Genomic DNA, 8,577 nt, shown 5'->3' with positions numbered 1-8,577 from the left:
GAGCGGGTGCGTTTGATCTGCCCTGCCTGTTCCAGCCGCTTGAGCAGCGGGGTGAGCGTGCCGGAATCCAGGAACAGCCGCTCGCCGATCTCCTTGACCGGCACGCCGTCGCGCTCCCACAGCACCAGCATGACGAGATATTGCGGGTAAGTCAGGCCGAGCCGGTCCAAGAGCGGCTTATAAACGCGATTGAACGCGTGCGCCGCGGAGTAGACGGCAAAGCAAATCTGGTTGTCGAGCCGCAGCAGCTGGTCTGCGGCCGGCGGTTTTCGGGCCATTTCAGTATCCTCGTCACAATCGGCCGCCATTGTGGGCCGGGATGGCCTCATATTCAATTGCGTACAATTAAATGTGAGGCGCCGTTTTTTATATTGTGCACAATCGAATTGTTTGCAATATATCTGGCACTGAAACTCAAACAGAGGAGATCCCCATGTCGGTGAATGTGCTCTACAAGACCCAGGCGAAGGCCACTGGCGGCCGTGACGGTCACGCCGCGACGCTGGACGGCGCACTCGACGTCAAGCTCACGACACCAAAGGAACTCGGTGGCGGAGGCGGCGCCGGCAACAATCCCGAACAGCTTTTCGCTGCCGGCTATGCCGCGTGCTTCATCGGCGCGATGAAATTCGTCTCCTCGCAAGGCGGCCCGAAGGTGCCGGCTGACGCCGCGGTGACGTCGACGGTCGGCATCGGCCCGCGTTCCGAAGGCGGTTTCGGCCTCGACATCGCGCTGGAGGTCTCGCTGCCGGGGCTGGCGCGCGCGGAGGCCGAGGCGCTGGTCGCCAAGGCCCATCAGGTGTGCCCCTACTCCAACGCCACCCGTAACAATGTCGACGTCCGCCTGACCGTGGTCTGAGGCATTTCCCGCGAGCGGCCCGTCGTTTTGCGTTTTGCGACGGGCCGCTTGCTAGAAAACCGATTGATGCCGGTGACGAAGACCGCTAGCCCTCAGATCCTCCTGTAGCGCATTTGAGAGCGAAGGTTTTCGATGACTGAAATCAATTCGGGCGCGATGGCAGGCCTGCGTGTGATCGACCTCACGCGCGTGCTCGGTGGCCCCTTCTGCACCCAGATTCTCGCCGACCACGGCGCCAACGTGATCAAGGTCGAACCACCGGCCGGCGACGAGGTGCGCGACTGGGGACCGCCGTTCCACGATGAAGACGCGGCCTATTTTGTCGGCATCAACCGCAACAAGCGCTCGGTCGGACTCGATCTCGCGTCCGAGGGCGGCCGTGCGGTGCTGATGAAGATGCTCGAGGGCGCCGACGTCCTGATCGAGAATTTCAAACCCGGCACGCTCGATAAATGGGGCATCGGCAGCGAGACCTTGCGCGCGAAATTTCCCAAGCTGGTCCACTGCCGTATCTCGGGCTTTGGCGCCGACGGACCGCGCGGCGGCAATCCCGGCTATGATGCGATCATCCAGGCGATGACCGGAATGATCATGGCGACCGGCTCGCCGCAATCGGGCCCGATGCGGATCGGCGTTCCCGTGGTCGACATCACCACCGGCCTTTATGCCGCGATCGGCATCCTGATGGCCTTGTCGGAGCGGCAGCGCTCCGGGCAGGGGCAGTTCATCGAAACCACCCTGTTCGAAGCCGGGCTCGCGGTCATGCATCCGCACAACGCGAATTATTTCATGCACGGCAAACCGCCGTCGCTCACCGGCAACGAACATCCCAACCTCGTGCCTTACGCGATCTTCCCGACGCGCACCGACAACATCTTTATCGGCGTCGGCAATGACGGCACCTTCCGCAAGCTAGCCAAGGAAATCGGCAAGCCGGAGCTGGCGGCCGATCCGCGCTTTGCCCGCAACCGGGATCGGATCGCCAACCGCGAGGCCTTGCGCGCCGAGTTGGCCGCCGTGTTCAGCCAGCACGATGCCGAACCGCTGTGCGATCGCCTGCTGGCTGCGGGACTTCCCGCAGGCCCGGTCCAGCCGATCGACAAGGCCCTGACCAGCCCCCACGCCGTCCACCGCGGCGATGTGGTGGAAAAGGACTGGTACAAGGGCGTGGCCTCGCCGATCCGCATGGGGCGGAGCCAGGCGAGCCTGCGCAGCGTCCCGCCCACCTTCGGCCAACACACCGCCGAGGTGCTCGCCGAGTTCGGCTACTCCAGCTCCGAGATCGAGGGCCTCGCGGCCGAGGGCGTGATCTGCACCGAACGCCGCCGTTAACCAACGGCGGCGCTTTCCCTAAAAGCCTGCTGGGGAAAGGCTTTGGGCGCATCCACGGGATGCTTGAACACGCCCGAATGATGCCCATATTGGTTGGGGACCGGAGGGTGAATCCACCTTCAGGTCATGTTGGGGTGCCGCAAGGGCCCCGGAACTTCAAAGTCGCTTCGAGAGGGCTTTGCAAATATGTCTCGTGTTCCCTCGTTATCGAGTCCGTTTTTGCTGGGATTTGACGAAATCGAGCGTGCGCTCGATCGCGTCGTCAAGGGTGCGGACGGCTATCCTCCCTACAACATCGAACGTTGCGACCGTAGCAATGGGCAGCCGGAAAGGCTGCGCATCACGCTCGCGGTGGCGGGATTTACCCGCGACCAACTCGATGTAACCACTGAGGAAAACCAACTCGTCATCCGCGGACGCCAGCAAGACGACAAGGCCCGGCAATACATCCATCGCGGCATCGCCGCACGCCACTTCCAGCGCACATTCGTGCTGGCGGAGGGGATGCTGGTGCTGGGTGCGGACTTGAAGAACGGGCTGTTGTCGATCGATCTGGCCCGGCCGGAGCCGGAAAAGGTCGTTAAGACAATCGCTATCAATGAACACGAATAATGGAACTTGTAGCGGACTCGACCGCTTAGAATTGGAAGGAGTCGAGACCATGACTGACGGTAATGTTGCGTTGGAACCTCGCGTCTCCCTGGAGGCCCTGGCTCACCTCGGTGAGGGCCATATCGCTTATGTAAAGCAGATCCGATCGGAAGACGTACCGGGACTGTTTCCGCAGGCCCCCAGCATCGCGCCCGGACTGAAACTGTTTGCCCTCCACGCCGCCGATGGAACGCCGATCATGCTGACCGATTCGCGCGAGGCAGCGATCGCGAATGCCTGGAGCAATGAACTTCAGGCGGTGAGCGTGCACTGATCGAGGGCTTCGTCGCCACGCGTCACGTGGATCGGCGGCCTTGCGCAGCTCTTCGGCTGCGAAAATCATCTTCAAAAATGGTTCGGCGACGCGCAGGCCAGTTGTCCTCGACCAGGGCTCGCGCGTCTTTCGCAGCGATAAATTGGAGGACGCTGCCTGCGCGGGAAGCGGGAGGAAACGGTTATCCTTACGCCGCGCTCGCAGGCGGCAGCGCCAGCACCGAATAGATCGCCGGCGCGTCGCGTGATGCGCGCAGTTTCTTGGCCACGTCCTGATCGCGCAGCAGCCGCGCGATCCGCGCCAATGCCTTCAGATGATCGGCGCCGGCGCCTTCGGGGGCGAGCAAGAGGAACACCAGATCGACCGGCTGCCCATCCATCGCCTCGAAATCGATCGGCCGTTCGAGGCGCGCGAACAGACCGAAAAGCTTTTCCAGCTTCGGAAGCTTGCCGTGGGGGATCGCGACGCCGTAGCCGACAGCGGTGGTCCCGAGTTTCTCACGCTGCAGCAGCACCTCGAAAATCGCGCGCTCGTTCTGCCCGCTCAGGCTTGCGGCGCGCGCGGCGAGTTCCTGGATCGCCTGCTTCTTGCTGTTGACCTTCAAAGCCGGGAGAATCGCCTCGGGTGCGACCAGATCGGTAATCGTCATGGGGCGTTCCGAGGTAAATTGACCGTCAGGTTGCGAAACAGGTTTTGGCCGGCGACATCAGGAGATTGGGGCGGAAAAAGGCGGCCGCCCGCCGCCGTGTCCTAATTGGATGGGCTTCTACTCCAACGCAAGAGCGGTGCCAACACCTACTATTCCAGATGCCTAATCGTTAAGGGCGCGGACCATAGGGATGGCGACGCTCTCCGTCAATGCCGATCAGCGCCATGTCCCCCGACGTTAACCGCCGGGGGATCGATCCAGCCGAGATTGCCGTCTGGGCGTCGGTAAATGATATTCACCCGGCCGCTTCCGCCATGCTGGAATACCAGGCAGGCGGCGCCGGTCAGGTCGAGTTCCATCACCGCCTCGCTGACCGAAAACCGCTTCAAGGACGTGGTGGCTTCCGCAATGATCACCGGGTTATAGCCGGTCATCTCCTCGTCGCCTTCGGCGGGCGCCTCGATTACATAGCTCGGCGCGTCGAGTTCAGGCGTCTCCATCGCCGCAAGCGCCTGTGAGGCTGCATGGGCCTTGCGGGCCGAACGGTCCTTCAGGCGGCTCTTGTAACGGCGCAAACGTTTTTCGATCATCAGCAAGGCCTGGTCGGCGCTGGTATAGGCGTCCGCGGCATTGGAGTCCGCCTCGAGCGTGATGCCGGAATCCAGATGCAGCGCGCAGTCGGTACGAAAACCGAAACCGTCCTTGCTGAGCGTGATGTGGCCGGAATAGTTGCCGTCAAAATATTTGCGCAATACCTCCTCGGTGCGCTCGCTGACTCGTCCGCGCAATGCGTCGCCGACACTGATGCTTTTTCCCGAAATCCGGAGCGTCATGTTGAGGGCCTCGATGGTTGACCGGGCCGACACTATTCCGATTTCGGCGAGACGCAATCAGGCAGGCTGGGTGTCCCGGGACCGGTCGGAGGCGGCGGCAGCGGTCGAGAGCGCGCTGCCAAGCGCGCTTTGCTTGTCGCGCCGGCGCTGAACCGACGAAGGGATTCGCATCGCTTCGCGGTACTTCGCGACGGTGCGGCGGGCGATATCAATCCCGGATTCACGTAATCGTTCCACGATGGTGTCGTCGGAAAGGATCAGCGCGGAGTCTTCGGCGTCGATCAATTGCTTGATGTGGTGACGTACCGCTTCGGCGGAATGGGCTTCGCCTCCGTCGGCCGATGCGATCGAGGCGGTGAAGAAATACTTCAGTTCGAAAATGCCGCGGTTGGTCGCCATGTATTTGTTGGCGGTGACGCGCGACACCGTCGACTCATGCATCTGGATCGCCTCCGCCACCGCCTTGAGATTGAGCGGTCGCAGATGCGCCACGCCGTGGGTGAAGAACCCGTCCTGCTGGCACACGATTTCGGTTGCGACCTTGAGGATGGTCCGGGCGCGCTGATCCAGGGCCCGCACCAGCCAAGTCGCGTTCTGCAGGCAATCGCTGAAATAGGATTTGTCGCCGTCCTTGCGGATCGTCTTCGACAGTTCGGTGTAATAGGTCTGGTTGACCAACACGCGCGGCAACGTGTCGCTGTTGAGTTCGACGTGCCAGCCGCCATCGTTGCCGGGCCGCACGTAGACGTCGGGCACCACGGTCTGCATCCGCGCCGAACCGAATCTCAGACCCGGCTTCGGGTCGAGACGGCGAATTTCACCGATCATTTCCGTGATGTCTTCGTCGTCGACGCCGCAACATTTTCGCAAGGCGGCAATGTCGCGCTTTGCCAGCAGGTCGAGGTGCTCGACCAACGCCTGCATGGCGGGGTCGTACCGATTGAGCTCGCGCAGCTGGATCGCCAGACACTCGCTCAAGGAACGCGCGCAGACACCCGGCGGGTCGAATTTCTGCAGCACCGAAAGCACCGCCTCGACATCGCCCTCGGAGGCGCCGAGCCGCTCGGCGGCCTGGCCGAGATCGCCCGGCAAATAGCCGGCCTCGTCGACGAGATCGATCAGGTATTGGCCGATCATGCGTTGCGCCGGAGCGGTGACGGCGACCGCCAGTTGCTCCGCAAGGTGGCTGGGAAGCGTCACTTCGGCGGCAACGAATGCCTCGAGGTTGTAATCCTCGTCATGGGAGGCGCCGCCGCCCCATTCGGTATAGGCCGTTGGCGCCGCATCCTGCGCGTTGCGCGCGGCCGCCTCCGCAGGCTCCTCGGAAAACACATTGTCGAGAGGAGCGTCGAAGGTCTGCTCGATCTCGGCACGGCTGCCCAGATCGCGGTTGAGCCAGTCTTCCTGGACGGGCTCGAAACCATCACCGCCGGAAGCGCTGATTTCCGCACCGGCGCCCTCAGCATCATCGGAATCGGGGAATTCGGCCGGTTCCGGGGCCGTTTCGCCCACCCCCGGTGCCTCCGGACCGTCGTTGGCGCGTTCCAGCAATGGATTTCGCTCCAATTCCTCCTCGACAAAGGTCGACAGATCGAGATTGGAGAGCTGAAGCAGCTTGATTGCCTGCATCAGCTGGGGGGTCATCACCAGCGATTGTGACTGGCGGAACTCTAATCTCTGCGTCAGCGCCATGGAGGCAAGAACCGGTCCATAAAATTGGTCCGATTCTTGCTTAGCCTAGTCGCGTGGCGATGTACACGCCTTGACGAACAGGAAAATTTGGCTAAGGCGCGTCCCTTTTGGCGGGATGGTGCGTTTCTGGCTACCTCAGAGGCGGAATTCCTCGCCCAGATACAGCCGCCGGACGTCGGGATCGTTGACGATCTCGTCCGGCGTTCCCTCGGTCAGGATCTCGCCCGCGTAGACGATATAGGCGCGGTCGGTGAGCCCAAGCGTTTCCCGCACATTATGGTCGGTGATCAATACGCCGATACCGCGATTGGTGAGATGGCGAACGAGATCCTGGATGTCGCCGACCGCGATGGGATCGATGCCGGCGAAGGGTTCGTCGAGCAGCATGTAATTGGGCCGCGTGGCGAGCGCACGCGCGATCTCGACGCGGCGCCGCTCGCCTCCGGAGAGCGCAATCGACGGGGTTTTCCGCAGGCGCGTGATGTTGAATTCGTCGAGCAGTGAATTGAGTTCCGCCTCGCGCTTCTTGCGCGAGGGTTCGACGACCTCCAGCACCGCGCGAATATTCTGCTCCACCGTCAGGCCGCGGAAGATCGAAGCCTCCTGCGGCAGGTAACCGATGCCGAGCCGGGCCCGCTGATACATCGGCAGCCTGGTCACGTCATGGCCATCGAGTTCGATGCCGCCGCGGTCGGCCTTGATCAAGCCGGTGATCATGTAGAAAACCGTGGTCTTGCCGGCGCCGTTGGGACCCAGCAACCCCACCGCTTCCCCGCGACGAACATAAATGCTGACGCCGCGCACGACCTGCCGACTGCCAAAACTCTTTTCCACACCATGCACAGCCAGGTAGCCCGTACGCACGGCTTGCCGCGGTTCCGCCGAGCCATTGGTCCTGACCGGAGACCTTGCAGGCGCCGGCCGAGGTGGCCTGTCGGCCTGAGGCAGGTCGAGTTTGGGCAAAGGCGCGGCGCGGGCCAGCGGCGGCGCGTCGCGGACCGTGCTGGTCAGCATTTCGCCGATACGGTCGCCGAGCGCGGTAATGTCGGCTCGCGGCCGCGCGAATCCCGGCGAGCCTCGCTTCGCCGGCCGGCGCCGGAACATGCTGAGTAAATCCACCATTCCCGCTCGCTTCAGCCTCTCACGATGTTCGGCGAGCCGCAGCTCGCGATTCGCAGCTCCTCGCGCAACATGAAGGAATGGATGTCCCTTGCCCAGCAAAACACCCTCAGTCAGAGAGCGGATCGCGAGGGCCATGCACAATCTCCCAAGCCACGCCCGCGACTGGCGAAGCCCTCATGCACTCTCTTGCGTCATGACGCAAATACAGGCTCCCGTCCCGAGCTTCAACCTTGTCGGCGCCGACCAGAACACAAGTAATTGAGATTATTTCGGTTTATTTGCGGTCGCGGGCCCGGGCAGGACCGATGGCGACGAACCTGCCGCCTGGCCATTGCAGCCTTGCTGGTTAATGAACAGTCCCTGCACCTTGCCGCTGTCGGATTCCACGCGCGACACGCCCGTCGTCATGTCCACGATCAGCCGGTCGCCCTTGAGGACGTTCTTGCATTGGGTCAGCACGACCCCGCCAAGCATGGTGACGAGATTGGTCTTGGTGTCGAACACCGCGGTCTCACCCGTCACGACCTGATCCTTCTGGGTCACGACCACATTGCCGTGCGCTTCCAGCCGCTTGATCGAGGAGCTGCCGCCAGGCCCAGGGGTCGCAGACTGGATCGGTGCCGATTTGGTCGAGCCCTTCGCCGCCGGTGCGGCGGTGGCGCTGCCACCCGATTCGTAAAACACCACGAGCGTCTTCGACGTCATGGTGGTGTCGCCCTGCACCACTTTCACATTGCCGATGAAGGTCGCTTGCTGCTTCTTGTCACGCACCTCGAGCTTGGCGGCTTCGATCTGGATCGGCTGATCCCTGTTTTGCGTAAAGCCCTGCATCGCGTTGGGCACGCCCTGCACCGTGCTCTGCGCATGAGCTGCGACCGCCGCCAGTCCCGATGCGACCAGGATCGCCACGGCGCGGAGCACCGTCGCGTTACGAAAACGTGGAGACTGCACCATCGCCGTCATTTCGAATTGGCGGACTTGTTGCCCTGCCGCTTCTTTGCCGATGGCGCGGGTTCGGGCGGCGGCGCAGGCTGCGTGTCGTCATCGAAATGGTCGAGATGCATCACGACGTTACCTTCGAAGACGATCAACTCGCCGCCGCGGGTGATGTGCAGCCGGTCCGACGACAGTGTGCCGTTGGTGAGCTTGACGTCGACATGCTCGT

General features: G+C 62.7%; 10 protein-coding genes and 1 pseudogene. 4 read left to right on the top strand and 7 right to left on the bottom strand.

Annotated features, from left to right (window positions below; all coding sequences use genetic code 11):
- Window positions 1–278 (bottom strand): MarR family winged helix-turn-helix transcriptional regulator (locus VNX23_RS29055; protein ID WP_325635019.1); only part of this gene is annotated, 278 nt, incomplete at its 3' end.
- A gap of 155 nt (window positions 279–433) precedes the next feature.
- Here VNX23_RS29055 and VNX23_RS29050 point away from each other — a divergent pair.
- From VNX23_RS29050 to VNX23_RS29035, 4 genes are all read left to right on the top strand, one after another.
- Window positions 434–859 (top strand): organic hydroperoxide resistance protein, encoded by a 426-nt coding sequence (locus VNX23_RS29050; RefSeq protein ID WP_325635018.1) that lies wholly within the window; start codon window positions 434–436, stop codon window positions 857–859.
- Between the two features lie 132 nt (window positions 860–991).
- On the top strand, window positions 992–2,191 hold the full coding sequence (locus tag VNX23_RS29045) for a CaiB/BaiF CoA-transferase family protein (protein ID WP_325635017.1): 1,200 nt from the start codon (window positions 992–994) through the stop codon (window positions 2,189–2,191).
- Window positions 2,192–2,377: 186 nt separating this feature from the next.
- Window positions 2,378–2,803, top strand: coding sequence for an Hsp20 family protein (locus tag VNX23_RS29040; protein ID WP_325635016.1), 426 nt, complete (start codon window positions 2,378–2,380; stop codon window positions 2,801–2,803).
- Between the two features lie 49 nt (window positions 2,804–2,852).
- Window positions 2,853–3,116 carry a DUF1150 domain-containing protein gene (locus tag VNX23_RS29035; protein WP_325635015.1) on the top strand — a complete coding sequence of 88 codons (264 nt, stop codon included), beginning with the start codon at window positions 2,853–2,855 and terminating at the stop codon, window positions 3,114–3,116.
- 187 nt (window positions 3,117–3,303) lie between these two features.
- Here the strand turns inward: VNX23_RS29035 and ptsN are convergent, their stop codons facing one another.
- The 6 genes and pseudogenes from ptsN to VNX23_RS29005 all read right to left on the bottom strand — a co-directional run.
- Window positions 3,304–3,765 carry a PTS IIA-like nitrogen regulatory protein PtsN gene (gene ptsN / locus VNX23_RS29030; protein WP_325635014.1) on the bottom strand — a complete coding sequence of 154 codons (462 nt, stop codon included), beginning with the start codon at window positions 3,763–3,765 and terminating at the stop codon, window positions 3,304–3,306.
- Between the two features lie 206 nt (window positions 3,766–3,971).
- Window positions 3,972–4,598, bottom strand: a complete 627-nt coding sequence (hpf, locus tag VNX23_RS29025) for a ribosome hibernation-promoting factor, HPF/YfiA family (protein WP_325635020.1) — start codon at window positions 4,596–4,598, stop codon at window positions 3,972–3,974.
- A gap of 57 nt (window positions 4,599–4,655) precedes the next feature.
- Window positions 4,656–6,290, bottom strand: coding sequence for an RNA polymerase factor sigma-54 (rpoN, locus tag VNX23_RS29020; RefSeq protein ID WP_325635013.1), 1,635 nt, complete (start codon window positions 6,288–6,290; stop codon window positions 4,656–4,658).
- Window positions 6,291–6,425: 135 nt separating this feature from the next.
- Window positions 6,426–7,412, bottom strand: coding sequence for an LPS export ABC transporter ATP-binding protein (gene lptB / locus VNX23_RS29015; RefSeq protein WP_325635012.1), 987 nt, complete (start codon window positions 7,410–7,412; stop codon window positions 6,426–6,428).
- Between the two features lie 264 nt (window positions 7,413–7,676).
- On the bottom strand, window positions 7,677–8,366 hold the full coding sequence (locus tag VNX23_RS29010; RefSeq protein ID WP_325635011.1) for an LptA/OstA family protein: 690 nt from the start codon (window positions 8,364–8,366) through the stop codon (window positions 7,677–7,679).
- A 5-nt stretch (window positions 8,367–8,371) separates the two neighbouring features.
- Window positions 8,372–8,577: pseudogene (locus VNX23_RS29005) on the bottom strand (LPS export ABC transporter periplasmic protein LptC); the annotation flags it as partial.

It is taken from the genome of Bradyrhizobium sp. (genome assembly GCF_035570375.1).
Classification (GTDB): Bacteria; Pseudomonadota; Alphaproteobacteria; order Rhizobiales; family Xanthobacteraceae; genus Bradyrhizobium.
The sequence above is the reverse complement of the archived record's forward strand: the minus strand, read 5'-3'. Positions and strand labels throughout refer to the sequence as shown.

Coding starts and splice junctions, on each gene's coding strand:
- ptsN (WP_325635014.1), bottom strand. CDS start 3,765: ATGACGATTACCGATCTGGTCGCACCCGAGGCGATTCTCCCGGCTTTG.
- VNX23_RS29050 (WP_325635018.1), top strand. CDS start 434: ATGTCGGTGAATGTGCTCTACAAGACCCAGGCGAAGGCCACTGGCGGC.
- VNX23_RS29035 (WP_325635015.1), top strand. CDS start 2,853: ATGACTGACGGTAATGTTGCGTTGGAACCTCGCGTCTCCCTGGAGGCC.
- VNX23_RS29010 (WP_325635011.1), bottom strand. CDS start 8,366: ATGGTGCAGTCTCCACGTTTTCGTAACGCGACGGTGCTCCGCGCCGTG.
- hpf (WP_325635020.1), bottom strand. CDS start 4,598: ATGACGCTCCGGATTTCGGGAAAAAGCATCAGTGTCGGCGACGCATTG.
- lptB (WP_325635012.1), bottom strand. CDS start 7,412: ATGGTGGATTTACTCAGCATGTTCCGGCGCCGGCCGGCGAAGCGAGGC.
- VNX23_RS29040 (WP_325635016.1), top strand. CDS start 2,378: ATGTCTCGTGTTCCCTCGTTATCGAGTCCGTTTTTGCTGGGATTTGAC.
- VNX23_RS29045 (WP_325635017.1), top strand. CDS start 992: ATGACTGAAATCAATTCGGGCGCGATGGCAGGCCTGCGTGTGATCGAC.
- rpoN (WP_325635013.1), bottom strand. CDS start 6,290: ATGGCGCTGACGCAGAGATTAGAGTTCCGCCAGTCACAATCGCTGGTG.